Genomic DNA, 23658 nt, shown 5'->3' with positions numbered 1-23658 from the left:
TTCGAAGGAGGCCACCATGACGCAGGCCCGGCCGCAGGACCCCACCGCCGGTTTACTGCTCGAAGCTTTTGACCCCCAGCTGTTCCGGGAAAATTCAGAATCGGCACTCGGTAGGCTGGAAAAGCACTTGTCGGACCTCTCGATCAGGGGTCTCGAACTGATCAGGCCCACCGTCCTGACCCAGGCGGCGAAGGAGCTGATGGTCCCTGAGAGCGATCGCATCGCCCCCTTCGACGAGGAGAAGCTCGGCGCGATCCTGGACCTCTACATCCGGACGGGCATCCCGGTGCACTCCCCCGGATACATGGGTCGGCAGTTCTCCGGCGTGGTGCCGCTGTCCGGGGTGGTGGACTTCGTCAGCTCCGTCGTGAACCAGCCGTCGTCCTTCTACGAGGCCGGGCAACTCCCCAACGTGGCCGAGCAGCTCATGGCGGACGAGCTCAACCGGTTCATCGGCTGGGAGCCCGAGCGCTTCGCCATGGTCACCACGTCCGGCGGCTCGCTGGCGAACCTGACCGCACTGCTGGCCGCACGCAACGACAAGTTCCCGGGCTACTGGAGCGAGGGCGCGACCTCGCTGACGGACCAGCCCCGCCCGGCCATCGCGGTGGGCGCGGACGTGCACTACAGCGTGTCACGGGCGGCCGGGGTGCTGGGCATCGGCGAGGACCAGCTGGTCAAGCTGCCGCTGAACGACGCCAAGCAGATCTGCATGGACCAGGCGCCGCACGTGCTGGAGGCGGCCGAACGCCGCAAGCTGAAGGTCTTCTGCCTGGTCGCTTCCGCGGGCTCCACCGCCGTCGGCGCGTTCGACCCGCTGGACGAACTCGCCGACCTGGCGCGGCAGAAGGACATCTGGCTGCACGTGGACGGCGCCCACGGGGCGAGCCTGCTGGTGTCCGACAAGCTCCGCTCCAAGCTCAAGGGCATCGAGAAGGCGGACTCGCTGACCTGGGACGCGCACAAGATGATGTTCGTCCCCGCGCCCTGCACCCTGCTCTTCTACCGGAACAAGGAGAAGGGACTCGGGGCGTTCCGGCAGCAGGCGAGCTACGTGTTCGACGAGGAGCCGGACGTCTACACGGATCTCGACAGCGGCGGCAAGAACTTCGAGTGCACCAAGCGGCCCATGATCATGCCGCTGTGGACGCTGTGGTCGATCTTCGGACGGGCGCTGTTCGCCGAAAAGATCGACTACCTCTGCGAGTTGACCACGGACGCCCACCGCGTCGTCGAGCAGGAGCCTGACTTCGACGCCCTGCACCAGCCCGAGTCGAACATCCTCTGCTTCCGCTACCGGCCCGCCGACCTCATCCGGGCCGACGACACGCACCGGCTCCAGGTGGCGATCAGGAACCGGATCAAGCGCCAGGGGGACTTCTTCATCTCCAAGGTCAACGTCGACGGAATGGCCGCACTCCGCGTCGTGATGATGAACCACCAGATCACCGTCGAGCACTTCCGGATGCTGCTGGGAGAGATCCGGAAGGTCGGCGAAGAGCTGCTCCACGGCTGACCGGGGGCACGCACCACCTGGCACACACCAGCAGGCACTCACCACCAAGCACGCGCCACCTGGCGCGCACCACTGGCACACACCGCCAGGCACACACCGTTCGAGCAAAGGGAACCCTGCATGACCACTTTCTCTCCGCAGCCTCGAATAACGCCGGACGAGGCCACCGCCCTGGCCATGCGTCTGATTCCGGACTGGGAATGGCACCCGCAGTCCGTCGGCGCCGTCAGAGGACTCCCCACCTTCGCGGGCAAGCTGCAGGAGTGCGCCCACGCCTGCCAGGCCCCCTACAGCGAGCTGCCGCACGCCGTGCAGGACGCGCTGGTGCTGCGCCGGCTCCAGCAACTGGTCCACACCGCCCGGCTGAACCCGCTGTGGCGCACCCGGCTGGCCGGGGCGGGCATCAACGACGCGCCCGGATCGTACAAGGAATGGCAGAGCGTCCCGCTCTCCGACAAGGACGTGCAGCGCGACTTCTTCATGGACGAGCGCCCCGGCATGGTGGTGCCGTTGAGCCACGGCGGGTTCGAGGTGGTGGCCAGCGGGGGCACCAGCGGCGGGCGTCCGCTCGAAGTGGTCTACTCGCTGCGGGAGTTGCAGGACACGTACCGCATCGCCGGTGACTTCATGGGGACGTACCAGCTGGGCAAGTACCTGCCCGGGGTCGGTCCCAAGTGGCTGATGACCACGCTCGCCGACTACCAGATGTGGAGCAGCGGCACCATGGTCGGCGGTGTCCTCAGCAACGTGCCGGGCATCAACTACATCGGCGCGGGACCGGTCACCGCCCCGGTCCTGGAGCACATGTTCTCCTACCCGGGGCCCAAGGCCCTGATGGGCATCACCGCGGGCATCGCGATCCTCAGCGACCTCGGGGCCGGCATGAGCCAGGAGGCCAAGGAGAGCTTCCGGGTCGCGCTGTACGGCAGCGGGGTGCTGGCGCAGCGCAAGCGGGTGGAGCTGCGGGCGATGTACCCGAACCTCTCCATCCTCAGCTACTTCGCGGCCACCCAGGCGGAGACCATCGGCCTCCAGCTGAGCGAGGAGTCCCCGTTCCTGGCCTCGGTGCCCGGTCTCCACTTCATCGAGATCGTCGACGAGGACGGCCAGTGGGTCGGCGAGGGCGAGGAGGGCGAACTCGTCGTCACCCGGCTGCACGCGCAGGAGACCCCGCTGCTGCGGCTCAAGCTCGGCGACCGGATGATCCGGCGGCCCCGCCTCGACGGCCCGGGACCGAAGACCGAGCAGTTCGAGTTCGCCGGCCGGACCGGTGACGTACTGCACCTCAACGACAGCCAGTACTCGGCGGCCCGCGCCTACGAGTCGCTGCGCGACGAGCTGCGGGCCACCACGGCGGTGGACCTGGACGTGGTGGCGCACGAGGTGCAGTTCATCAACTACCGCGAGGCCAAGACCCTCGTACTCGTCGCCACCGTCGACGACGTACCCGGGCTGACCTACAGCCTGGAGACGGCGCTGGGCCCCTACGGGATCCAGCACACGTTCCTCAACTCCCTCCCCCGGTCGCTTTCGCTGTTCAACCACGGGGAGGCGAATCCCGCCTCGATCGAGAAGACCGGCTACCAGTTCCAGGTGAAGTTCGTGCACCGGATGTCGGCCGAGATCGAGCGCACAGACGTCGGAAAGGTCCCCCTGGTGCGCGACCGCGGCTAGGCCTGCCCGACGGACAGGAAACTCCCGAAAGCACGCGACAGGAGTGGCATCAGTGACAACAGCGGCAGTGAAACAGAAGGTCAACATCGTCGCCGTGGTGGATGTGATCGGCGCGCTCTCGGACGGCACGCTGGGCAACGGAAACCTGTGTCTGATCGACGACGGCCCGTTCGACAGCAGGGGCCAGGGCACACCGCAGTTGCAGACGGTCGTCAGCCCCGGCCAGACGGTCCAGTGGACCGCGCTGGCGGTGGACCTGCAGACCCCGGTGGAGATCAAGAGCATCACCTTCATCGGCCAGGACAACGGGGCCCACCAGGGCAGCACCGCGGCACACCGCCCGCACACCCAGGGGCAGCAGGTCCCCGGCCGGCAGGCACCCGGACAGCAGGCACCGGGACAGCAGGCCCAGGGCCGGCCCTCGCAGGGGCTTGCCCAGGACCGGGACAACGGCGCTGCCGTGCACCAGGCCAACGGCCACAAGGAGACGTACGAGAACCTGGAACTCGCCGTCTGGTCGGGCGTCGTCCCCTACCACCTGACCCCGGGCACGCCCCTCAGGTACCGGCTGGAACTCCAGATGTACGAGGGCCCGCGGAGCACCCTCACGGTCGAGTCGGCCGCGTTGGTGGCCACCTCCCCGCGTTCGTGACGGCGACGGCGGCGCACTCCGCGCCCACCACAGAAACAGCTCAGTCGAGGAAGGCGGGCTCATGCCCCAGCAGTTAGCGATCATCGTGCTCGTGGACGTAGCCAACGCACTGGAGGCCAAGTCCCTGCAGGACAACACCTACCTGTTCGACAACATGAAGCTCCAGGGCTCCCAGGGCGAGGGCACCGGCGGGCTGGTCACCGCGATCAACGGCTCCTACTGGAGCGACGGTTCGCAGGCCAGCGAGCAGGTCCTCAACTGGCTCCCGTACAGCCTGGGTTCCATCCCCCCGACGGTCCCGAAGGGCTACCAGGCCGACCGGGCCCGGCAGACCGACGCGCAGGCGCTGGCCGACCTGGAGGCGATCGTCAACCAGCCGGGCGCGCAGGGCACGGACACCGCGGGGCAGCTGGCCCAGATCCAGCGGTCCGTCGGCACCCGGGTCAAGTCCACCCGGCGCACCCGCGGCCCCTCCGACGCGAAGGTGCTCGACCTCACCGGAAACGTGGTGTCGGCGGACTCGACCGCCGCGCTCAGCTATCCGACCCCGGTGATCACCGACATCTACGGCGAGGCCGTGGACGAGAAGATCATGTACCCGGCGGAGTACGGCTCCCCCGACATGGTCACCGACGGGTGGTACTGGTCGGCGACCGTCGACACGTCCCGCCCCGGCACGTACGCCTACACGATGAAGATCCAGCTCCACAAGCTGGTCGAGCAGGGCTACGAGATGCTCTGGGAGCCGGTCAACCTGACCTGCGAGTCCTACCTGAGGATCACGTCGGACCCCAAGCGGAACGCCTTCACCGGCACGGGCATGGGCTTCCTGCCCGTCTCCTAGCGCGTGCGCACCACCCGACAACGGACGGACGAGGAGGAGCAGATGACCACCAAGGCGAAGCCGCGGAGCACACCCCGCGCCATCAACCAACGCCCCATCGCCATCAGCGCGGTCGTGGATGCCGTGGGCGTACTGGCGTCCCTGAGCACCAGTGGCCACGTGTACCTGTACGACACCAACCGGACCGGCGGATCGACCGGTTTCGGCACCGAGGAACTGCGCACGAAGGTCAAGGCGGGCGACACGCTGCTGTGGTCGCCGCTGGCCCTGGAGTGCGAGGCGTACGTCGCCATCGACGGCATCGAGATCGACCCGTCGGTGGCCGAGCCTGAGCGCAAGGTCTACCCGGGTACGGACGTCTCGTACTGGACGGCGACCGTGAAGACGGTGCCGGCCCAGCCGGTCCCGTACAGGATCAGGTACCGGGTCGGCACCCGGACCGAGCCCGTCACCAGCACCCAGTCGTCTTTCCTGTTCGGCTAGAGGAGGAACGTTGAGCACCACGACGCGCAGCAGCGTGCAGGATCCGCAGAAGCAGAACGCCGGCCAGCTGAACTCCGTCCAGCTGAACATCGTCACGCTCATCAACATGGAGCGGGCCACCCAGGAGAAGTCGCTGGAGAACGCCATCTACATGATGGACAACAGCGTGGGCGGCACCGGTCAGGGCACCCGGCACCTGGAGACGGTCTGCAAGCAGGGCCAGGTCATCAACTGGATCATCCGGCCGATCGACATGGAGAAGCGGCTGGACGGCACCTGGCCGCCCATGCCAAAGATCAACAACATCGTCGTCCTGGACACCGAGATCGGTGACGAGGAGGACGTGGCGGAGAAGAAGATCCTCACCGAGCTGAAGATCTACGGTGGGCCGGACAAGATGCGCGACAAGTTCACGCCGGTCTACTACTACTGGGCGGGGACGATACTGAGCACCGCGAAGCCCGGGGTCTACAACTACCGGCTGGTGGTGGAGCTGGAGCAGGAAGGCACCAAGGAGAAGCTGTACCTGAACTCCTACGACCACCCCTCGCTCCGGGTGCTCGCGGTCTGAGACCTGGCGCAGTCACGCGGTGTGCCGGGTCCCCGCTCCGGGCCCGGCACACCGCCGTTCAGGCGGCATCCTTCAGCGCCTGCGCGCGCAGCCGCGTGCAGCACCTCGTGATCAGCCTCGACACGTGCATCTGGGAGAGTCCCAGGTCCTCCGCGATGCTGCTCTGCGTCATGTCCCGGAAGAAGCGCATGTAGAGGATCTTCCGTTCCCGTTCGGGGAGTTGACGCAGGCCCGGCTTGACCGCCTCGCGGTCGACGACCACGTCCAGCGCCGGGTCGGGGCCGCCGATGGCGTCGATGAGCGAGTAGCCGTCCTCGCTGCCGGGGAGTTCGGCGTCGAGGGAGAGCGCGGTGAAGGAGTCCAGGGCTTCGAGCCCGCAGAGCGCCTCCGCCTCGGTCAGGCCGGCCTGTCCGGCGATCTCGGCGACCGTCGGGGAGCGCCCCACCATCGTCTGGGCGAGCTCCTGGTGCGCGGTGCGGACCCGGTTGCGCAGGTCCTGGACGCGGCGCGGCACGTGCAGGGTCCACATGTGGTCGCGGAAGTGCCGCTTGATCTCTCCGGTGACGGTCGGTACGGCGAAGCTCTCGAACGCCGCCCCGTGCTCCGGGTCGTACCGGTCGACGGCCTTCACCAGGCCGAGTGCGGCGACCTGCCGCAGGTCCTCCAGGGACTCGCCCCGGTTGCGGAACCGGCCTGCCAACCTCCCGGCCATCGGCAGCCACGCGTTGACGATCTCCTGCCGGATCAGGTCGCGCTCGCGGCCTTCGGGAAGTCCGGCGAGCCGCTGGAAGGCGGCCGCCGTGTCCGGCGCGTCGTCGTGCGGGTGCTTGCCTGACGTGTGAGTGGGCATCGAGTTGCTCCCTGAGACCTCTGGAACGGTGCGGACGGATGGGTGTCACCGCGGGGAGGGGAAACCGGGGCCGGTGCCTGCCGGTCGACCGGTTGATCGGCGCACGCCCGGAGCACCGGGGCCACCGCTCCCACGGACGTGCCTCCGGTCCGAAGCACAGGGATCGCCTGCCCCCGCCCGGGACGGGCAAACGGGGGGCCGGGCAACCGGCAGGGGGCCGGTTCGGATCGGCCGGGCAGGGTAACCGGGTGCCATGTCCGACCCCATGACGCACCACGTCAAGCGCCTTCCCGTGCCTCCCCGTGCCCCGACCCCCGGCCGGGTCGCCGACTGGCTCACCGCCCGCGACCACGCCGTCTTCCGTACCGTCGCGTCCCGGCACTGGCCCGGTGCCGACCGGGTGCTGCCCCGGCTGAGCCGCAGCGCCAACCACGGGCTGCTGTGGTTCGGCGCCGCCGCCGGCATCGCCGTGTTCGGCGGCAGTACGCGCTCCCGGCGGGCCGCGCTGCGCGGGGTGGCCTCCCTCGCGCTGGCCTCGGCGACGGTGAACACCGTGGGCAAGCGCTCCGTACGCCGGGTGCGGCCGGTGCTGGACTCCGTACCGTTGATGCGGCAGCTGAAGCGCCAGCCCCTCACCACCTCCTTCCCGTCCGGGCACTCGGCGTCCGCCGTCGCGTTCGCGACCGGTGTCGCCCTGGAGTCCAGGGGCTGGGGCGCGGTCGTGGCGCCGGTGGCGGGCGCGGTGGCACTGTCCCGGGTCTACACCGGTGTGCACTTCCCCAGTGACGTGCTGGTCGGTGCGGCGCTCGGCGTGGGTGCCGCCTTCGCCGTACGGGGCCTGGTGCCGACCCGCGACCAGCTGCCCTCGCCCGGCCGCCCGCACACCGACGCGCCCCGGCTGCCCGCCGGCCGGGACCTGGTGGTCGTCGTCAACACGGCCTCCGGCAGCGCCACTGCCAAGGCCGCTCTCGTACGCGAGGCCCTGCCCGAGGCCGACGTGCGCGAGGTCGGTCCCGAGGACCTGTGCGCCGAGCTGGACAAGGCCGTGGAGAGCGGCACGGCGCTCGGCGTCTGCGGCGGCGACGGTACGGTCAACCGCGCCGCGGTGGCCGCCGCCCGCGCGGGAGTTCCGCTCGCCGTCTTCCCCGGCGGCACCCTCAACCACTTCGCGTACGACCTCAACATCGAGACCGTGCAGGACACCTGCCGTGCGCTGGAGGCGGGCGACGCGGTCAAGGTGGACCTCGGCCGGTTCACCCCGGGCCCCGACCCGGACGGCTCCCCCGGCTACTTCCTGAACACCTTCAGCCTCGGCGTCTATCCGGAGCTGGTCCGCATCCGCGAACGCTGGTCGCCGCGGATCGGCGGCTGGCCCGCCGGGGTCCTCGCCGCCCACCAAGTACTGCGCGGGGAACGGCCGTTGGAGGCGGAGGTGCGGGGCAAGAGGCGCGGGATGTGGATGCTGTTCGCCGGGAACGGCCTGTACCAGCGGATGGGCCCGACGCCCGGCCGCCGCTTCGACCTCGCGGACGGGCTGCTCGACGTCAGGGTGGTGCACGGCGGCCGGCTGCCGGGACTGCGGTTGGTCCTGGCGGCGCTGTCCGGGCCGCTGAGCCGGTCCCCGTTCCACTCGGCGGGCCGGATGCGCCGACTGCGACTGGCGGGGATCGCGCCGGGGACACCGCTCGCCTTCGACGGCGAGGTGGCCGAGGCGCCGCCCGCGTTCGTGATCGACAAGGCGGACGAGGCGCTCACGGTGTACCGGCCGCTGCCTACGATTCAGACGGCTCTGTAGGACCGGGCCGCCCCTTCGACTCCCGCCGCCCCGGACGCTCCCCCGGTACGAGTTCGCCGTCTGCGCGCTCGTCGGTGGGGGCCTCCGTCACGTCGAGGAACACCTGGTCGGCCTCCGGCCAGGTCTTCCGTAGGTGCTTCTTGATGCGCTCGGAGACCAGCTCGACGCGCTCGCTGTCCAGCCCCGGCATCAGGTCGATGCGGGCCGCCACGAGGGTCGATTCCATGCCGAGCCGCATGGTGAGCAGGGCCGCCACCCGGTCGATCTCCGGCTGGGAGTCGAGGAGTTCACGGATTCCGTCGCGCAGTTCGGGGTCGACGGCCTCGCCGATGAGCTGGGCGCGGGCGCCGGAGCCGAGCCGGTAGGCCACGTACACCAGGAGCAGTCCGATGGTGAGCGAGGCCGCGGCCTCGTAGGCGACCTGCCCGGTGGCCAGGTGCGCGAGCATGCCCGCCATGGCGACGAGTACGCCGACGACGGCGGCGCTGTCCTCGGCGACGACGGTACGCAGGGCCGGGTCCTTGCCGAGGCCCTCGCCCGGCTGCTTGCGGACCTGCCACAGGGCGCGGACGAGGGAGCTGCCCTCGGCGACGAGAGCCACTCCCAGGACGATCAGCCCGGCGGCGTAACCGCTGGTGGACTCCCCGGCTGGTGGCTTCAGCAGGGCCTCGGCACCCTGGAAGAAGGAGAATCCGGCGCCGAGCACGAAGATGCCGACGGCGGCGAGGAGCGACCAGAAGTACCGCTCCTTGCCGTAGCCGAAGGGGTGCCGGCGGTCGGCGGGGCGGCGGCTGCGGCGCAGTGCGGCCAGCAGGAAGACCTCGTTGATGCTGTCGGCGACGGAGTGCGCCGCCTCGGAGAGCAGGGCGGGCGAGGACGAGACGAGGCCGCCGACGGCTTTGGCTGCGGCGATGAGGAGGTTGGCGGCGAGGGCCACCAGGACCGTAATACGGGTCTTGCGGTCGGAGCCGCGGCCGGTGTTCGCGGCGCGATCGGCGGGATCCACTTGTGAACTGTCGCTCATGGAGGGTCAGTTCCGGGGCAGCAGGGGGCCGAGCGGTCCCAGGTCGATGTTCAGGTCCTCGGGTTCCAGACCGAACCTGCTCCGCAGGAGGTCCATCCGGTCCTCCAGCAGCATCAGTGTCATGCCGATCCGCTCCTCCTGGTCCTCGGTGAGTTCGCCGGTGTCGACGCGGCGCAGTGCCTGCCGCTCCATGAGCTGGCGCAGCAGCTCGACGACGGTCAGGACGAGTGTCGCCAGGTCGCGCTCGACGGTGTCGGCGTCCAGCTCGACCTTCCTGCGGCTGGCCTCGTCACCGGTGAGACGCTCACCCTTCATGTCAACTCACCTCTTCTACGGGTCAGTTCAGGTCCTCGAAGGGAGACGGCACGTTCTCGCTGACCGAGCTGATGAGCGCGTTGAGGTCGATGCGTACGAGATCGACGTCCGCGATCCGCAGCGTCAGGTCACCGGAGAGCACCACCCCGCCCGCCAGCAGCCGGTCGAGCAGGTCGACGAGGGCGATCTCGCGCTGGGCGAGGGCGTCGATGCCGTGGTCGTCGGGGTGGTGGTGGTCCGGGGAGCGGTGGTCCGGGGAGCGGTGGTCCGGGGAGCGGTCGTCGGGGTAGTGGGTCACGCGGTGCCGTCCTCGTCCCCGATCCCGGCGAAGGAGTACGGGGCCCACGGGCCGGTCAGTTCGACCGTGACGTCCCCGCCGTCCTCCGGCGACGGTGTCAGGGCCCGCACCTGCTCCACGAAGGCCTCACTGGTCCAGCGCGGCACCAGATAGGCGGCGTTGAGCACGTTCTGCCCGCTGTGACCCGAGAGCCGACCGTCCTGGAGACGGTGCAGCAGAGCCGCCTCGGCGGACTGCGAGAGTTCGGCGTGCAGCTTGCGGCAGAGCGCGTCGGCCTTCTTGGCTTCCGCTTCTCGGCTGCGCCGCTGGGCGAGCCGCTGCCTGAGGTAGCTGCGCCCGGCGCCGGGCTCGACGGCCGAGGGCGGCGGGGCGTCGGGGTCCGGGGCCGGCACCGGCGCCGGCGCCGCATCCATCTCCGTGTCCACGTCCACGTCCACGTCCGTGTCCACGTACACCTTGACTCCCCACTCGATCCGCCCGTCGAGCCGCTCCAGCGCCCGCGCGAACCGCTCCCGTCCGCCCTCCAGGAGCCGCCGCACCCCGTTGTCGTCGCGGCACACGGTCGCCAGTCGCAGCGGCAGCGGGGTGGTGACGGCGGTCAGGGCGGTGACGACCGCCTGGTGCGTACGGGCTGTGGCGGCGAGCCAGTCGAGGTCTTCGAGGTGGGCCTTGAGCGGCGCCTCGTCGAAGTCGGCGGCCCGTACCGGGCTGACGACGGCGACCAGGTCGCCGTGGCGCAGCAGCCGGGGCGGCTCGCCGTCGAGGCCACGCCCGCCCTCCTCGGGGAGGAACCCCTCGAAGGGGCGGGTCACTGCGTAGACGTAACGGAGCTCTTCGGGTCCTGCCGCGTCCGTGAAGACTTCATCGGGCCCGAACCCGCTGGTGTTGTCTGTCATGTCTGTCATGCCTGTTCTGCTTGCCCGTCCTTCGCCTTCTCAAGCTCCGGAGCGGAGGCCTCCAGGTCGGCGATGCGCCGTTTGAGGCGCTCGTTCTCCGCGGCGATCTCGCGGCGCCTGGCTCCGGAGGAGAGCGAAGGGTCGTCCTCCCACCAGTCGATGCCCATCTCCTTGGCCTTGTCGACCGAGGCGACGATCAGCCGCAGCTTGATGGTGAGGAGCTCGATGTCCAGGAGATTGATCTTGATGTCTCCTGCGATGACCACACCCTTGTCGAGGACCCGTTCGAGGATGTCGGCGAGGTTGGCCCCGCCTCCCGATCCGTACGGGTCGGGCAGTCTGGCGGCGGTGCTCATCGGCGGCCCCGGTCTCCGGAGTCGGCGTACTCGCGCTGCTTGCGGGAGTCGGCGTCCTCCTGATCCTCGCCCTCGTCCTCGCCCCGGTCCTCGCCCTCGTCCTCGCCCCGGTCCTCGCCCTCGTCCTCGTCGTCGACGAGCTCGGCCTCTTCGTACTCGGCCTCGGGGTCGTCCTCCTCGTCGTACTCGGCCTCCGGTTCCTCGTACTCGGCCTCCGGCTCGCCCTCCTCCTCGTCGTACTCTGCCTCGGGCTCGCCCTCCTCCTCGTACTCGGCCCCGGGCTCCTGCTCCTCCTCCGACTCGGCGCGGGCCTCTTCCTCCTCCGCCAGCGCGTCCTCGTGGGTCCTGACGACCTCGCCGTCCTCGATCGAGCCGCGCCATCCGTCGTCGATGTCGCCCTTCATCGAGATGTGCCGGGCGTAGTTCTTGAGGTCGAGCCGGGCCCGGCGGCCCTGGGCGCGCCAGATGTTGCCGGTCCTCTCGAACAGGCCCTTCGGGTAGTACTCGATGACCAGCAGCACGCGGGTGATGTTGTCGCCCAGCGGGTGGAAGGTGACGACGCCCTTGGTGGTGCCCTTGGCGCCCTCCGAGGTCCAGGAGATCCGCGCGTCGGGGACCTGCTGGGTGGTGTGCGCCTTCCAGCTCCGGTTCGACCAGAAGACCTTGAGCTTCCAGTCGGAGCTGGTGTCGTCGGCGGTCGTGGCGCTCTTGACGCCCTTGGCGAAGGTCGAGAAGTCCTCGTAGCGGGTCCACTGGTCGTATGCGACCCGGACCGGCACGCCCACGTCGATCGTCTCCAGGATGACGATGGGCCTGCCGCCCCCGCCGCCCTTCTTTCGCCTGCCCTTGCCTCCGAAGAGGCCGGAGAACGCGTCCTTGGCCTTGTCCTTCACATGGCCGGCGCCCAGCTCCACGGCGGTACGCACCGGGCCCTTGCCCTCGGCGATCTTCCGGCCGCCGTCGAGTGCGAGCTTGGCGAAGCCGGGGCTGTTGCCCTCGGCGATGTCGTTGAGCTTGACGGTGGACTCGCCGAGTTTGCGGCCCGCGCCGGTCAGCAGGCGCGTGGCCTGCGCGGCGAGGTACGCCTGGAGTTCGACCTTGAGCCGGTCGGTGATCTCGGTGTCCGGCTTCAGCGCGCCGGCCGCGCCCTTCAGGTCAGCCACGGCTCCGGCCCCCCTTCGCGGCGGAGGTCCTCCGCGCCGCGGTCTTCTTGGCGGCTCCGGTCGCACCGGAGGCCGTCTTCTTCGCCGTACCGGAAGTCCCGGATGCGGTCTTGCGCGCACCACCGGACGCGGTCCTCTTCGCCGCGCCCTGGCCTGCCGAACGGGCGCTTCCGGTGGCCTTCTTCGCCGTACGGGAGCCCGCCGACGAGGAGCCCGAAGGGGCGGACTTCTTGCGGGCCTCGCGGCGCGGTTCCTCGCGCTCTTCCGCCTCGGACCCGTCCCCGGTCTCTTCCTCCTCGTCCTTCAGGCTGCTGATGTCGGGCACCAGGCCCGCGGCCCGGTCCTGGACATTCAGCGTGCGGTCGTGCAACTTGTCGGCGAGAGAGCCGAGTTGACGGTTGACGATCGCGCCGGTGGCGGCCTTGCCGACACCGCGCAGGTCCTCGCGGAGCTGGTCGCCCAACTCCTTGAACTGCGGGTTGTTCTGCAGCTGCGAGGACGTGAAGTCCATCAGCGCCTTCGGGCTCAGCTGCAGCTTCTTGCCCGCGACGAACGTGCCGACGGCGAAGGCGAACTTGAGTTTCCTGGTCCGCCCCAGCAGATAGCCCGCACCTACGGCGAGCCCCAGTCCGAGCCTGTTGTTCATGGTTGTCGCGTTCCTTTCCGCTGTTGCTCCAGCCGGTCGAGGAGTTCGTCCTCGCGGCGGTCGAATGCGGCCTCGTCGATCTCCCCGGCCTCAAGGCGCTCCTCAAGGAGTCGGAGTTCGCGCTGGACGGCCGCCGGGTCGTAGTACTGCCGCTCCGCCTCCGCGACCACCTGCCGCAGCACCCAGCCGGTGCCGCGGACAGGGGCCAGCGGAAGGAGGATCAGCTCTCCGATCAGGCCCACGGGCTACTCCACGAAGCTGTACGGCGGCAGCGGGCCGTTGACCTGGAGCACCAGGTGCGGGGCTTCCCGCTGGAGGGCGTCGACGGCCCCGATGAACTCGGCGGAGCTGTCGCGCTCCACGAGGAAGGACACGTTGGCGAGCCAGCCGGTGGACTCGGGGCCGGGGTTGACGTCGGCTGCGGCGCCTTCGAGTGCCTGGCGGACCAGCAGCCCGTCGGCCTTCTCGCGCTGCTGCACGGCGGCCACGACCCGTTCGCCGAGCCGGAGCTTCTGCTCGTAAGTGCCGCCCCCGGCAGCCCTGTTGGCCTCGTTGAGGGTGCGTAGCTCGGAGTCGGTGGCGAGCACCTGGTGGAGCAGGGCCTCCTCGTCGTGGGTGGCCTTGATGTTGTACTCGACCTTGCCCTCCAGGGCGTCGAGCCGCTCCAGGTAGTGCTTCTCGCGCTCGGCGAGGACGGTGCGCACCGCTTCGTCGTCGGTCGAGACGCTGCCGAAGCGCATCGGCAGTACGGCGCCCGTCGCACCGGCCTCGGACAGCACGCTCTGGTGGGCGAGCAGGTCGCGGCGCTTCGGCCGCAGGTTCTCCGGGGCTTCGCTGACCAGGGCGGTCAGTTCGCCGGCCGTGAGGGCGTAGACCGGCCGCGGCGGGTCGCCGACGCCGCCCATCTGCTCGGGCAGCGCGGGATGTGCCGCCCGGGTGATGCCGTAGACGTAGGTGCTCATTCCTGCTCCTCCTTCCGGCGCGTCGTGGTGCGCCGGGCGCGCGGCTTCGACTGGGTGCTCTCCTCACGGGCCTGCTGGAACGCACCGGATATGGTCTCGGCGGCACCGGACAGGGCGCCCTTGGTCTTGCCGGACGCGCCCTTCTCCATCGTGTCGCCGACGATCTCGGGGAGGCCGGGGCTCTTGTTGGCACCGGTCTCCAGGTCGAGGCGGTTGCACGCCTCGGCGAAGCGCAGATACGTGTCCACACTGGCCACCACGACCCGGATGTCGATCTTCAGGATCTCGATGCCGACCAGGGACACACGGACGAACGCGTCAATGACGAGCCCTCGGTCGAGCACGAGCTCCAGGACGTCGTAGAGGCCACTGGTACCGCCGCCTCCACCTTGCTGTGCCGGAACAACGGTCATGTCGACCGCATCTCCTTTCTCTGTGTGGGTCGTGCGGGGCCGCCGCCGCTGCCGGTGTCTCGCCGACTGATTCTCACCAACTGCTGTTCGCCGGACGGTTCTTGGCGACCGGTTCCTGTCGCCCGGTTCCCGTCGCCCGGTTCTTGGCGACCGGATTCTTGGCGACCGGTTCTTGGCGTCGGCTACTTCTTGTCGGCCCTGCCGCGCTCGTAACGGCCGACGCGGCGATATCCGGTGAGCTCGCCGTCCCGGTCCAGCCGGACCTCGTACGAAGCGAGCAGGCTCATGGTGTCGGGGACGCGCTCCAGTTCGAGCACTTCCACGCGCAACACCCAGCCGTCCTCGGCCTGTTCGAAGGAGGACACGGATTCGGCGGGCATACCGGTGAGTTCCGATATCTGCTCGCGGGCCGCGCGCAGCAATTGCATCGGTCCCGGCTTCTTCGGGGTGTTCTCTGATGTATTGGCCATAGCTGCCTCGGTGGTCCGGGTAACCGCACACGTCCGGTGCAAACCCTCCGGCGGCGAGCGTTGTTCGATTCGCCCCGGGGTACTCGTCGCGCCATGAAAACAACAGACAGCGAAGAGTTCCCGGAGGTACGCACCCGTATCCCGGCGCGGCTGGACCGGCTGCCGTGGTCACCCTGGCACTGGAGGATCATCATCGGCCTCGGCACGGTGTGGATCCTCGATGGTCTGGAAGTGACCATCGTCGGCAATATCGTCGTGCGGCTCGCCGAGGAAGGCAGCGGAATCGACATCACGACGACACAGGTCACCACCACTGCCGCCGCCCTTTATGTGGCGGGGGCCTGTGTCGGCGCCCTGTTCTTCGGCCGTCTCACCGACCTCTTCGGCCGCAAGAAACTCTTCATCATCACTCTCGCCGTATATCTCGCGGCAACGGCGGCAACGGCCCTGGCAGAATCCGCCTCGTTCTTCTTCGTCTGCCGTTTCTTCACGGGATTCGGTATCGGCGGCGAATACGCGGCAATCAACTCGGCCATCGACGAACTGATTCCGAGCAGGCTGCGCGGCCGCATCGACCTGATCATCAACGGTACGTTCTGGGCCGGCGCGGCCCTGGGCGCGCTGGCGTCCGTCGCGCTCCTCGACACGGACCTGTTCGCGAAGGACGTCGGCTGGCGGCTGGCCTTCGCGATCGGCGTGGTCCTCGGCCTGGTGATCCTGCTCGTACGCCGCCACGTCCCGGAGAGCCCGCGCTGGCTGATGGTGCACGGCAGGGCGGAGGAGGCCGACCGCATCGTCTCCGCGGTGGAACAGAAGGTCCACGACGAGACGGGCTCGCCGCTGCCGGAGCCGGAGGAGGAGATCACCGTCAGGCAGCGGGGTTCGATCGGCTTCCTGGAGCTGATGCGCACGGTCTTCTCGCAGTACCGCAAGCGCGCGATCCTCGGCCTGTCCCTCTTCGTCGGGCAGGCCTTCCTCTACAACTCGATCACCTTCGGGTACGCGGTCATCCTGGACGAGTTCTTCGGCGTCGGCACGGGCTCGGCCGCGTACTACTTCGCGGTCATCGCGGTCGGCAACCTGCTCGGCCCGCTGCTCCTCGGCCACTTCTTCGACTCGGTCGGACGCGTGCCGATGATCGCGGGCACCTACATCCTCTCCGGCCTCCTGCTCTTCGGCACCGCGATCCTCTTCCAGAACGGCGCACTGACGGCCACGACGATGACGGCGTGCTGGTGCGTCGTCCTCTTCTTCGCTTCGGCCGGGGCGAGTTCGGCCTATCTGACGGTCAGTGAGGTCTTCCCGCTGGAGACGCGCGCCATGTGCATCTCCTTCTTCTACGCGGTGGGCACGGCACTGGGCGGCATCACGGGCCCGATCCTCTTCAACGGCCTGGTCAGCAGCGGCGAACCGGGCGACACGACACTGGCGTTCTGCATCGGGGCGGGACTGATGGTGGCGGCGGGGATCGTCGAGTCCTTCCTTGGCGTGAAGAGCGAGCGCAAGAGCCTGGAGTCGATCGCGGCACCGCTGAGTGCGGTGCGAAGGGCCGCGTAGGGACACTTCGGCCCGTCGTACGGTGCGCCGCCCGGCCCACGGCGGCCCGGCGGCCCCGTCGGGGTCCGTGCGCCGACGACGCGTCCGCTCAACGCACCACCACCTTCTCCACCAGCAGCCGCACCGCCGCCGCGACCGACTCCGCGTCGATCCCGGCCCCGTACAACTGCTCGTCGGGGGTGGCGGAGCCGGGCATGTTCGACACCGCCAGCCGTACCAGCCTCGGTACCGGCCGCCCGTCCGCGAACGCCTCGGCGACGGCGTCACCGATTCCGCCCTCGGCGCGGTGGTCCTCGACCGTCACCAGGCAGCCGGTCTCCTCCCCGGCCGTCCACAGCGTCTGCGCGTCGACCGGCTTGACCGAGTACAGGTCGACCACCCGCACCTCAATGCCCTCCGCGGCCAGCAGCTCCGCGGCCGCCAGCGCCTCCGGCACGGTCGTCCCGGCGGCGACCAGCGTCAACCGGTCCGCTTCTCCCCGCCGCAGCACCTTGCTGCCGCCGATGGGGAACTCCTCGTCCGGCCCGTAGAGGACGTCCGTCGCGCCCCGGCCGGTCCGCAGGTAGCGGATGCCGTCGAGGTCGGCCATCGTCGCGACGAGCTTCGCCGTCTGGTTGGCGTCGCAGGGGCACAGGACGGTGCTGCCGTGGACGGCACGCATCATGGCCAGGTCTTCGAGGCCCATCTGGGAGGGCCCGTCCTGGCCGATGGCGACGCCCGCGTGCGAGCCGACGACGTTCAGGTTCGCCCGGCTGATCGCCGCCATCCGCAGGAAGTCGTGCGCGCGGGTGAGGAACGCCGCGAACGTCGACACGTACGGGACGTGGCCGCGAGCCTGCATGCCGATGCCCGCCGCGACGAGCAGCTGTTCGGCGATGTAGCACTCGAAGTACCGGTCGGCGTGGTCCTCGGCGAAGTATTCGGTACGGGTCGAGTCGCCGACCTCGCCGTCCAGCGCGACCACGTCGCCGCGCGCCGAACCGAGCGCGGCGAGCGCCCTGCCGTACGCGTCGCGGGTGGCTACCGGGTCTCCGCCCTGCTCGAAGCGGGGCAGCGTCAGATGCCCGCTGGGCCTCGCGTGCAGGGTGCGGGCCGCGACCGGCTTGTGCACGTCGATGTGCCTGGCCCGTACGCCGCCCAGCTCGGCGATCGCCGCGGTCGCGTCCGGGAGCGGCTTGCCGTGCAGGCCCTCCTTGTCGGCGACGGCCTCAACCCCCTTGCCCTTGAGGGTGCGTGCGAGGATCGCGGTCGGCCGGTCGAGGGTCGAGCGGGCCTCGGCGTACGCCCGGTCGACGGCGGCCACGTCGTGCCCGTCCACCTCGACCGTGTGCCAGCCGAACGCGTGGAGGCGGCGGGTGTACGCGCCGAGGTCGTGGCCGTGCCGGGTCGGGCCGCGCTGGCCGAGCCTGTTGACGTCCACGATCAGCGTCAGGTTGTCGAGCTGCTCGGCGGCGGCGTGCTCGACGGCCTCCCACACCGAGCCCTCGGCCATCTCGCTGTCGCCGCTGATCACCCACACCCGGTACGGGATCCGGTCGAGCCGCTTCCCGGAGAGCGCCATGCCGACGCCGACGGGCAGCCCCTGGCCGAGCGAGCCGGTCGCGACGTCCACCCAGGGCAGCCGGGGCGTCGGATGCCCTTCGAGCCGGCTGCCCTGACCGCGGAAGGTCAGCAGTTCCTCGTCGCTGACGGCGCCGGCCGCGCGGAAGAGGGCGTAGAGGAGCGGCGACGCGTGCCCCTTGGAGAGGATCAGGTGGTCGTTGCCGGGGTGGTCGGGCCGGTCGAAGTCGTAGCGCAGGTGGTTCGCCAGGAGTACGGCGCCGAGTTCGGCGGCGGACATGGAAGAGGTCGGGTGCCCGGACCCGGCGGCAGCCGTGGCACGGACGGAGTCGACCCTCAACTGCTGGGCGAGATCGGTCAGTTCGTCGTAGGACAGGCCTTCGGTGGGCATGCTTCTCCTCAGTTGTCCGAGTGTCGAGTTGTCCCAATGCCGGTTCTCCGAGTGCGACGCGTCGGTTCTCCGACCGTGCCGGGTCCGGGTCCGGCGGGGTGCGGGGCCGGGTTCGCGGACCCGTCCCGCGTGCCCTCCCCCCGCCCGCCCAAACTCCGTGACCGGTGTGTTTCCGGGCGCGCTCCGGGGTTACCCGACATACACGGACGCACAGCACGCATACGCACGACCCGTCGGGAAGCGCATCTCCGTGTTCGTCTTCTGCCGCACCGAGGCGCCGCCCCAGGTTCAGGAGCCCTGAGATGAGGCTGACCCAGGCCGTCCACCGCCCGCCCTCCGCCCGGCGCCCGGCGCTGCGCACCCGGCTGGCCCGGTTGCTCGCCCGGCTCAGGTCCGTCGTCCCGCGGCGGCGGAACGCGTAGGGGCGCCCGTGCGCACCGTGGTCCAACTCCCCCTGGAACAGCTGGAGGTGTCCTGCTTCCTGGTGCCGACGGACGCCCCTGAGGCGGACGGCACGCTCTCCTGGGAGACCACGCCGGTGGTGGTGGCCGAGGCGCGGGCGGCGGACACCACGTACGGCACCGGCTGGACGTACGCCCCCGCGGCGGCCGGCGCCCTCATCGTCCAGGACCTGGCGCCGCTGGTGCTGGGCCTGGACGTGTTCGACGTCCCGGCGGCGCACGCGGCGATGTGCCGTGCGGTGCGCGACTACCCGCTCCCCGGGCTGACTTCGGCGTCCGTCTCCGCCGTGGACACCGCCCTGTGGGACCTCAAGGCCCGCCTTCTGGGCCTGCCCCTGTCCCGCCTCCTCGGCGCGGCCAGGTACGAACTCCCCGTCTACGGCAGCGGTGGCTTCACCACCTACCACGACACGCACCTCGCGTCCCAGCTGGCAGGCTGGGTGCACGGCCAGGGCATCGAACGCGTCAAGGTCCGGATCGGTGAGTCATGGGGCCGGGCGGTGGTACGCGACCTGGAACGGGTCCGCCTGGCCCGTGAAGTCATCGGCTCCCAGGCGGAGTTGTACGTCGACGCGAGCGGTGCGTACAACCGCAAGCAGGCGGTACGGATCGGCGGGCCGCTGGCCGAGCACGGGGTGGGCTGGTTCGAGGAGCCGGTGCCGCCGGACGACCTGGACGGACTGCGGGCGGTGCGGGACTCGGTGGTGTGCGACGTGGCGGCGGGCGGGCACGGGCTCGCCGACTGCGCGCGCATGGTGACGGCGGGCGCGGTCGACTGCCTCCTCCTGGACGTGACGCGGGGCGGGGGCGTCACCGGGTTCCTCCGCGCGGCGGCGCTCGCGCAGGCCCACGGGCTGGAGGTCTCGACGCGCGGGGCGCCGCACGCGCAGGCGCACGCGGCGGCCGCCGTTCCCAATCTCCGGCACGTGGAGTGGTTCCACGACCATGTACGGGTCGAGGCGATGCTCTTCGACGGGGTGCTGGACCCGACGGGCGGAACGATCCGCACCAGCGGCTCGTCGCCGGGACACGGGCTGACTCTCCGCCATGAGGAGGCGGAGCCGTACCGGGTCGCCTGAGCGGGCCGCTCGGCGCGGGGCGGCGGGGTGGTCTTCGTGCGAGCCGCTCGGCGCGGGGCGGGCGGTTCGTACGTGCGGGTGCGTCGTGGCTGGTCGCGCAGTTCCCCGCGCCCCTAAATGCCCGCCCCCTAGCCTCCTTGGGCAGCGGGGCCGCCCCCCCCCCGGGGGCAGTGGGGTCTCCCCTGCTCCTTAAGAGCTTGGGGAAGGGTGGGCAAGGGGGCGGCCCCCCACTGCGGCACGCCCCCACACGACCGCACGCCCCGCACCCCGCACCCCGCACAGACCGTCCACATCCTAAGATGCCCATCTCACCATCCAACACACGGGCGTACCGTACCCCCATGCCGAAAGAGACCGCCGTCTACACCCACGGCCACCACGAGTCCGTCCTCCGCTCGCACACCTGGCGCACCGCCGACAACTCCGCCGCTTACCTCCTCCCCCACCTCCGCCCGGGGCAGCGCGTGCTGGACGTCGGCTGCGGCCCCGGCACCATCACCGCCGATCTCGCCGCCCTGGTCGGCCCCGACGGCCACGTCACCGGCGTCGACTTCGCGGCGGGCGTCCTCGACCAGGCCCGTGGGACCGCCGCCGCGCGCGGCCTGACGAACGTCGAGTTCGCGACCGCGGACGTGCACGCCCTCACGTACCCCGACGACTCCTTCGACGTCGTCCACGCCCACCAGGTGCTCCAGCACGTGGGCGACCCGGTCGCCGCGCTGCGCGAGATGCGCCGGGTGTGCCGCCCCGGCGGCATCGTCGCGGCCCGCGACAGCGACTACGCGGCGATGGCCTGGTACCCCGAACCGCCGGTGCTGGACCGCTGGATGGAGCTGTACCACCGGGTGGCCCGCGCGGGCGGCGGCGAGCCGGACGCCGGGCGCAGACTGCGCTCCTGGGCGCGGCAGGCGGGGTTCGGCGACATCACCTCGTCCGCGGCCACCTGGTGCTACGCCACCCCCGACGAGCGCGCCTGGTGGAGCGGCCTGTGGGCGGACCGTACGGTCGCGTCGTCGTACGCGGACCTGGCGGTGTCCGGCGGGCACGCGACTGCCCTGCAGCTCAAGGAGATCGCCGGAGCGTGGCGCGAGTGGGGCAGCCGGGAGGACGCCTGGTTCATGATCCCGCACGGCGAGATCCTCTGCCGCGCCTGACGGCCGCTCCCCTTCCCAACTACCCTCGCTCCTATGGAGATCTTGGGAACCACACTGCGCATCTACGTGGACGACACCGCGGCCCTGGACACCACGGCCGCCTTCTACGAGCGCATCACCGGCACCCGTGCGCAGCGCTTCGAGCGCGGCGGGGTCTCGGTCGCCGCCGTCGGCTGCTTCCTGGTGATGAGCGGCCCGCGCGAGGAGATCGACCTGCTGCGCAAGGTCACGGCGACGGTCGCGGTGAAGGACGTCGAGGAGGCTCACATCACGCTCACCGCCGCCGGTGCGCAGATCGTCGCGGGCCCGGTCGCGACCCCGGTGGGCCGCAACCTGATCGTCCTCCACCCGGACGGCTCCGTCTTCGAGTACGTGGACCGGGGCGGCCCGTCCCACGGCCGGCAGGAGCCGTAGGCGCGCTAGGAGCCGTCCTCCCGTCGCCTGAAGTCGTAGACCCCCGGCACCGGTTCGTCGGTGACGGTCGCCCAGACGTCACCGACGGCGGTCGAGCCCTCGCGCAGGTCGGCGACCTCGAAGCCCTCGTCGAAGACGGCGCGGGCCGCTTCCCTGTCCCCTTCGGCCACCAGCAGCTGCGCCTCCATGAGGCGGAACCGGCCGGTGGCCCGGACGGCGGGCCGCAGCCCGGCCCAGACGGTGCGGGCCTGGGCCGGGCGGCCCGCGGCGAGCAGTGCCTCGATCGCCTCCCGGCCGAGCGCGGCGGTGGCCGCCGTCCACTGTTCGCCGTCGCGGCGCTCCTCGCAGAGGTCCGCGAAGGCTTCGGCGTACAGGTCGGCGGCCCGCTCCCGGTGTCCGGCCTCGCAGTCGGCGAGGGCCAGACAGCGGAGCAACGGCCAGCGGGACGGGGCAAGTTGAAGGCCGCGCTCCCAGCTGCGCACCGCCTGGGCGAGGTCGCCCGCGTGCCACTGGGCGATGCCCAGGTGGTACTCGGTGAGGGGGTCGGCGGGGGCGGTCTCCAGCATGTCGCGCCAGTGCGGGGCGACGAGCGAGGGCCCTGGCGGGACGACCTTGCGCGGCGTGGGGAGCGAGCCGCCGCGGAGCAACTCCAGCCAGGGCTGCTGCTGTTCGGTCAGCGTCGCCTCCGGGAAGGGGGTGCCCGGCAGCTTGAATCCGCCGCGCAGCACTTCCAGGGCTCCCCAGCCCGACCCCCTGGCCAGGATCTCGCCCGGCTCGTGGTCGGCATGGGCGAGCCAGGCGGTGTACGCGGCGTCGACGGCGGCGCGGGGCAGCGCCTCCTCAAGGGCGCGCTCCGCCGCCGTGCGCGCTGCCGCCCAGTCGTCGCCGTGCACGGTCTCCGCGTCGGCGGACAGCGGCCCGTACGCCTCCAGCCAGCTGAACCCGGTCTCCGCTTCGAGGGGTATGTGCTCCAGCTGGGTGCGGGCGAGCCCGGCCTGGATCTCGGCGTAGCCGGGGGTGCCGGGCTCGGTCAGCCACTCCTGCCAGCGGCGGCCCCCGCGCCCGTTGCCCCAGAGGAAGAGCTTGCGGCCGCGCAGCCGGTCGGTGGAGGTCTGCACGAGGCCCCGGCCCGCCCCGTCCAGGGCGGCGATCCACTTCCGCGACTCCTCGGGCACCTCGTAGAAGTAGTCGGCGGGGAAGTCGCTGCGGGTGGGGTACGTACGGTCGGCGCCGTCGAAGTCCGGGACGGGGACCCGGCCGAGCGACTTCTCGTACCCGAAGTACCAGGCCTCGTCGGCGGGGGCGAGGACGCGGGTGCGCCCGGTCTCCTCGACGGCGGTGTTGGACCACCAGTAGGTGGGCACGGGCCGCTCGTGCGGGTTGCGGACGCGTACGCCCACGTACAGGAAGTCGGAGTCGGCGGGCAGCCACAGGTCGATCTGGAAGGGGAGGTCGCGCAGTCGCTCCCACTCCCACAGGCGGACCATCTCGCCGCCGTCGGGGGCGGGCACGACGGCCGCGTGCAGCGGGGCGCAGGTGAGGGTGGTGTGGCCGGTCGCACCGATGTTCCACTCGATGCCGCCGGAGAACCAGGCCCCGTTGAGGGCGAAGTCGGCGGGCTGGAGCACCGGGTTGCGGTAGACCAGTTCGCGTCCCGTGGGCTTGTGGTGGAGGGAGTGGATCCGGCCACCGAGACCGGGCAGGACGGTCGCCCGCAGCCGGTCGTTCTCGATCACGACCGCGTCGAGGTCCGTCTCGGTGCGCTCCCGCCCGTACCCGTCGAGGGTCCGTACGGGAAGGAGCGTGCGCAGCGGTTCGTACCCCATCTGACGTGCCATGTCGCGCGGCAGGCCCTGCTTCGCCCGGTCCGCCGTCGCGTGCACCCCGTCGAGGGTACGCAGGCCGGGGAGGGGGTTCTCCGGGCCCAACGGGGCGGCGGGGAGGGTCAGTACGGCACGTCGCACCGTCGTGGCCAAAGCAACCTCACTCGTTCACTGGCTCGTCCAGGCGCAGCTCCGCACGCGCACCTCTTCCGTGTCCATCCGAACACGATCCGTACCGCCCTGACCAGGGGTTCCGGCGGTCGGATTAAGCAAAGGCGCGTGCGCGGCGTG

At 70.7% G+C, this 23658-nt stretch carries 25 protein-coding genes; 11 read left to right on the top strand and 14 right to left on the bottom strand.

Annotated elements, in window-relative coordinates; all coding sequences use genetic code 11:
• Positions 1 to 127: 127 nt before the first annotated feature.
• From ACH4SP_RS08420 to ACH4SP_RS08395, 6 genes are all read left to right on the top strand, one after another.
• Positions 128 to 1516: a pyridoxal phosphate-dependent decarboxylase family protein gene (locus tag ACH4SP_RS08420; protein ID WP_398411433.1), complete on the top strand. Its 1389-nt coding sequence runs from the start codon at positions 128 to 130 to the stop codon at positions 1514 to 1516.
• A 120-nt stretch (positions 1517 to 1636) separates the two neighbouring features.
• Positions 1637 to 3190 (top strand): hypothetical protein, encoded by a 1554-nt coding sequence (locus tag ACH4SP_RS08415; protein WP_398411431.1) that lies wholly within the window; start codon positions 1637 to 1639, stop codon positions 3188 to 3190.
• A 52-nt stretch (positions 3191 to 3242) separates the two neighbouring features.
• On the top strand, positions 3243 to 3842 hold the full coding sequence (locus ACH4SP_RS08410; RefSeq protein WP_398411428.1) for a hypothetical protein: 600 nt from the start codon (positions 3243 to 3245) through the stop codon (positions 3840 to 3842).
• Between the two features lie 61 nt (positions 3843 to 3903).
• On the top strand, positions 3904 to 4686 hold the full coding sequence (locus ACH4SP_RS08405) for a hypothetical protein (protein ID WP_398411426.1): 783 nt from the start codon (positions 3904 to 3906) through the stop codon (positions 4684 to 4686).
• 42 nt (positions 4687 to 4728) lie between these two features.
• Positions 4729 to 5169: a hypothetical protein gene (locus ACH4SP_RS08400; RefSeq protein ID WP_398411423.1), complete on the top strand. Its 441-nt coding sequence runs from the start codon at positions 4729 to 4731 to the stop codon at positions 5167 to 5169.
• Positions 5170 to 5179: 10 nt separating this feature from the next.
• Complete coding sequence (locus ACH4SP_RS08395) at positions 5180 to 5740, top strand: hypothetical protein (protein ID WP_398411420.1); 561 nt, start codon at positions 5180 to 5182, stop codon at positions 5738 to 5740.
• Between the two features lie 58 nt (positions 5741 to 5798).
• Here ACH4SP_RS08395 and ACH4SP_RS08390 read toward each other — a convergent pair whose 3' ends face one another.
• Entirely contained in the window at positions 5799 to 6590 is a 792-nt protein-coding gene (locus ACH4SP_RS08390; protein ID WP_398411417.1) for an RNA polymerase sigma factor SigF, read from the bottom strand.
• Between the two features lie 253 nt (positions 6591 to 6843).
• Between ACH4SP_RS08390 and ACH4SP_RS08385 the strand changes: the two genes are divergently transcribed.
• Complete coding sequence (locus ACH4SP_RS08385; protein WP_398411414.1) at positions 6844 to 8385, top strand: bifunctional phosphatase PAP2/diacylglycerol kinase family protein; 1542 nt, start codon at positions 6844 to 6846, stop codon at positions 8383 to 8385.
• Here the strand turns inward: ACH4SP_RS08385 and ACH4SP_RS08380 are convergent.
• The 11 genes from ACH4SP_RS08380 to ACH4SP_RS08330 all read right to left on the bottom strand — a co-directional run bounded on the left by ACH4SP_RS08380 (position 8363) and on the right by ACH4SP_RS08330 (position 14928).
• Positions 8363 to 9409, bottom strand: a complete 1047-nt coding sequence (locus tag ACH4SP_RS08380) for a cation diffusion facilitator family transporter (protein ID WP_398411411.1) — start codon at positions 9407 to 9409, stop codon at positions 8363 to 8365. The genes ACH4SP_RS08385 and ACH4SP_RS08380 overlap by 23 nt on opposite strands.
• Positions 9410 to 9415: 6 nt before the next feature.
• Complete coding sequence (locus ACH4SP_RS08375) at positions 9416 to 9724, bottom strand: gas vesicle protein K (protein ID WP_398411408.1); 309 nt, start codon at positions 9722 to 9724, stop codon at positions 9416 to 9418.
• Between the two features lie 22 nt (positions 9725 to 9746).
• Positions 9747 to 9935: a gas vesicle protein gene (locus ACH4SP_RS08370; protein ID WP_398411845.1), complete on the bottom strand. Its 189-nt coding sequence runs from the start codon at positions 9933 to 9935 to the stop codon at positions 9747 to 9749.
• An 83-nt stretch (positions 9936 to 10018) separates the two neighbouring features.
• Positions 10019 to 10927: a GvpL/GvpF family gas vesicle protein gene (locus tag ACH4SP_RS08365; RefSeq protein WP_398411405.1), complete on the bottom strand. Its 909-nt coding sequence runs from the start codon at positions 10925 to 10927 to the stop codon at positions 10019 to 10021.
• A complete protein-coding gene (locus tag ACH4SP_RS08360; protein ID WP_398411403.1) occupies positions 10924 to 11274 on the bottom strand; it encodes a gas vesicle protein in 351 nt (116 codons plus the stop codon). The genes ACH4SP_RS08365 and ACH4SP_RS08360 overlap by 4 nt, the downstream gene beginning before the upstream one ends.
• Positions 11271 to 12437 (bottom strand): SRPBCC family protein, encoded by a 1167-nt coding sequence (locus ACH4SP_RS08355; RefSeq protein ID WP_398411401.1) that lies wholly within the window; start codon positions 12435 to 12437, stop codon positions 11271 to 11273. The genes ACH4SP_RS08360 and ACH4SP_RS08355 overlap by 4 nt, the downstream gene beginning before the upstream one ends.
• Complete coding sequence (locus ACH4SP_RS08350) at positions 12430 to 13083, bottom strand: DNA primase (protein WP_398411398.1); 654 nt, start codon at positions 13081 to 13083, stop codon at positions 12430 to 12432. Before ACH4SP_RS08350 ends, ACH4SP_RS08355 begins: the two co-directional genes overlap by 8 nt.
• The gene (locus ACH4SP_RS08345; protein WP_398411396.1) at positions 13080 to 13325 is read right to left on the bottom strand and encodes a gas vesicle protein GvpG; all 246 of its coding nucleotides are present in this window, start codon (positions 13323 to 13325) and stop codon (positions 13080 to 13082) included. Before ACH4SP_RS08345 ends, ACH4SP_RS08350 begins: the two co-directional genes overlap by 4 nt.
• Positions 13326 to 13328: 3 nt before the next feature.
• Positions 13329 to 14045 carry a GvpL/GvpF family gas vesicle protein gene (locus ACH4SP_RS08340; protein ID WP_398411392.1) on the bottom strand — a complete coding sequence of 239 codons (717 nt, stop codon included), beginning with the start codon at positions 14043 to 14045 and terminating at the stop codon, positions 13329 to 13331.
• Complete coding sequence (locus ACH4SP_RS08335; RefSeq protein WP_398411390.1) at positions 14042 to 14458, bottom strand: gas vesicle structural protein GvpA; 417 nt, start codon at positions 14456 to 14458, stop codon at positions 14042 to 14044. Before ACH4SP_RS08335 ends, ACH4SP_RS08340 begins: the two co-directional genes overlap by 4 nt.
• 182 nt (positions 14459 to 14640) lie before the next feature.
• On the bottom strand, positions 14641 to 14928 hold the full coding sequence (locus ACH4SP_RS08330; RefSeq protein ID WP_398411387.1) for a gas vesicle protein: 288 nt from the start codon (positions 14926 to 14928) through the stop codon (positions 14641 to 14643).
• Between the two features lie 93 nt (positions 14929 to 15021).
• Between ACH4SP_RS08330 and ACH4SP_RS08325 the strand changes: the two genes are divergently transcribed.
• A complete protein-coding gene (locus ACH4SP_RS08325; RefSeq protein WP_398411385.1) occupies positions 15022 to 16485 on the top strand; it encodes an MFS transporter in 1464 nt (487 codons plus the stop codon).
• Positions 16486 to 16573: 88 nt separating this feature from the next.
• Here the strand turns inward: ACH4SP_RS08325 and ACH4SP_RS08320 are convergent, their stop codons facing one another.
• Positions 16574 to 18436: a transketolase gene (locus tag ACH4SP_RS08320; RefSeq protein WP_398411381.1), complete on the bottom strand. Its 1863-nt coding sequence runs from the start codon at positions 18434 to 18436 to the stop codon at positions 16574 to 16576.
• 430 nt (positions 18437 to 18866) lie between these two features.
• On the opposite strand from ACH4SP_RS08320, the gene ACH4SP_RS08315 reads away from it, so the two are divergent.
• From ACH4SP_RS08315 to ACH4SP_RS08305, 3 genes are all read left to right on the top strand, one after another.
• Positions 18867 to 19976, top strand: a complete 1110-nt coding sequence (locus tag ACH4SP_RS08315) for an enolase C-terminal domain-like protein (RefSeq protein ID WP_398411379.1) — start codon at positions 18867 to 18869, stop codon at positions 19974 to 19976.
• Positions 19977 to 20317: 341 nt separating this feature from the next.
• Positions 20318 to 21130: a methyltransferase domain-containing protein gene (locus tag ACH4SP_RS08310; RefSeq protein ID WP_398411377.1), complete on the top strand. Its 813-nt coding sequence runs from the start codon at positions 20318 to 20320 to the stop codon at positions 21128 to 21130.
• A 33-nt stretch (positions 21131 to 21163) separates the two neighbouring features.
• Positions 21164 to 21544 carry a VOC family protein gene (locus ACH4SP_RS08305; RefSeq protein ID WP_398411374.1) on the top strand — a complete coding sequence of 127 codons (381 nt, stop codon included), beginning with the start codon at positions 21164 to 21166 and terminating at the stop codon, positions 21542 to 21544.
• A 5-nt stretch (positions 21545 to 21549) separates the two neighbouring features.
• On the opposite strand, the gene ACH4SP_RS08300 is transcribed toward ACH4SP_RS08305, so the two are convergent.
• On the bottom strand, positions 21550 to 23520 hold the full coding sequence (locus ACH4SP_RS08300; RefSeq protein WP_398411372.1) for a DUF5107 domain-containing protein: 1971 nt from the start codon (positions 23518 to 23520) through the stop codon (positions 21550 to 21552).
• Positions 23521 to 23658: the final 138 nt, after the last annotated feature.

The organism is Streptomyces sp. NPDC021093 (genome assembly GCF_044333135.1).
In the GTDB taxonomy this organism is placed as follows: domain Bacteria; phylum Actinomycetota; class Actinomycetes; order Streptomycetales; family Streptomycetaceae; genus Streptomyces.
This window is presented reverse-complemented; position numbering and strand designations above follow the sequence as displayed.

Coding starts and splice junctions, on each gene's coding strand:
- ACH4SP_RS08415 (WP_398411431.1), top strand. CDS start 1,637: ATGACCACTTTCTCTCCGCAGCCTCGAATAACGCCGGACGAGGCCACC.
- ACH4SP_RS08405 (WP_398411426.1), top strand. CDS start 3,904: ATGCCCCAGCAGTTAGCGATCATCGTGCTCGTGGACGTAGCCAACGCA.
- ACH4SP_RS08400 (WP_398411423.1), top strand. CDS start 4,729: ATGACCACCAAGGCGAAGCCGCGGAGCACACCCCGCGCCATCAACCAA.
- ACH4SP_RS08390 (WP_398411417.1), bottom strand. CDS start 6,590: ATGCCCACTCACACGTCAGGCAAGCACCCGCACGACGACGCGCCGGAC.
- ACH4SP_RS08385 (WP_398411414.1), top strand. CDS start 6,844: ATGTCCGACCCCATGACGCACCACGTCAAGCGCCTTCCCGTGCCTCCC.
- ACH4SP_RS08380 (WP_398411411.1), bottom strand. CDS start 9,409: ATGAGCGACAGTTCACAAGTGGATCCCGCCGATCGCGCCGCGAACACC.
- ACH4SP_RS08375 (WP_398411408.1), bottom strand. CDS start 9,724: ATGAAGGGTGAGCGTCTCACCGGTGACGAGGCCAGCCGCAGGAAGGTC.
- ACH4SP_RS08365 (WP_398411405.1), bottom strand. CDS start 10,927: ATGACAGACATGACAGACAACACCAGCGGGTTCGGGCCCGATGAAGTC.
- ACH4SP_RS08360 (WP_398411403.1), bottom strand. CDS start 11,274: ATGAGCACCGCCGCCAGACTGCCCGACCCGTACGGATCGGGAGGCGGG.
- ACH4SP_RS08350 (WP_398411398.1), bottom strand. CDS start 13,083: ATGAACAACAGGCTCGGACTGGGGCTCGCCGTAGGTGCGGGCTATCTG.
- ACH4SP_RS08340 (WP_398411392.1), bottom strand. CDS start 14,045: ATGAGCACCTACGTCTACGGCATCACCCGGGCGGCACATCCCGCGCTG.
- ACH4SP_RS08335 (WP_398411390.1), bottom strand. CDS start 14,458: ATGACCGTTGTTCCGGCACAGCAAGGTGGAGGCGGCGGTACCAGTGGC.
- ACH4SP_RS08330 (WP_398411387.1), bottom strand. CDS start 14,928: ATGGCCAATACATCAGAGAACACCCCGAAGAAGCCGGGACCGATGCAA.
- ACH4SP_RS08325 (WP_398411385.1), top strand. CDS start 15,022: ATGAAAACAACAGACAGCGAAGAGTTCCCGGAGGTACGCACCCGTATC.
- ACH4SP_RS08320 (WP_398411381.1), bottom strand. CDS start 18,436: ATGCCCACCGAAGGCCTGTCCTACGACGAACTGACCGATCTCGCCCAG.
- ACH4SP_RS08310 (WP_398411377.1), top strand. CDS start 20,318: ATGCCGAAAGAGACCGCCGTCTACACCCACGGCCACCACGAGTCCGTC.
- ACH4SP_RS08305 (WP_398411374.1), top strand. CDS start 21,164: ATGGAGATCTTGGGAACCACACTGCGCATCTACGTGGACGACACCGCG.